At 52.3% G+C, this 595-nt stretch carries 2 tRNA genes; both read left to right on the top strand.

Annotated elements, in window-relative coordinates:
* The first annotated feature begins 123 nt into the window (after positions 1 to 123).
* Positions 124 to 200 (top strand) — tRNA-Ile (locus ACFOZ5_RS13365).
* Positions 201 to 332: 132 nt separating this feature from the next.
* Positions 333 to 408: transfer RNA gene (locus ACFOZ5_RS13360), tRNA-Ala, on the top strand.
* Positions 409 to 595 lie beyond the last annotated feature (187 nt).

The following is a 595-nucleotide window of genomic DNA, read 5'->3' as shown; positions in this document are numbered from 1 at the left end:
TGGATCACCTCCTTAACGAACGCTGGAGGTTTCGGTCAGAGTCCACACGAATTACTTGGTCAATGAGAAGAGAGCAAAGGGTCTTTCGGGCCCGACTTGGCTTGTTGTGAGACAGGCAAAACCGGGTCTGTAGCTCAGGTGGTTAGAGCGCACCCCTGATAAGGGTGAGGTCGGTGGTTCAAGTCCACCCAGACCCACCAAAATTGCGTGGCTCGTCGTTGTGTCCGGACTTGCATAGCAGGCTATGCGGCGCCCGAACACGCCTAGATCCACGCAATTTTCCGAGTACGGCGAATCCATTGTGTGGCCGGCTTGGTGAGTGGCTGATATTAGGGGCCATAGCTCAGCTGGGAGAGCGCCTGCCTTGCACGCAGGAGGTCGGCGGTTCGATCCCGCCTGGCTCCACCATATCGAGACGAACAAAGACCTTTACGATTACCTGACGCAAGTCAGTGTGCAGAAACAAGCGTTTCAGTTTGATGAAGCTCTTCTTTCTGATCACTGGGTCAGAATTGCTCTTTAACAATTCGGATGAGATTGAAACACGAAGCTTTGTTCTTCTAGTTCAGAACAGAGTTTCAGCGATAACGATCAA

Source organism: Marinobacter lacisalsi (assembly GCF_042651045.1).
Lineage (GTDB): Bacteria > Pseudomonadota > Gammaproteobacteria > Pseudomonadales > Oleiphilaceae > Marinobacter > Marinobacter lacisalsi.
Note: the sequence above shows the minus strand (reverse complement) of the source record. Positions and strands in the feature narration are given on the sequence as shown.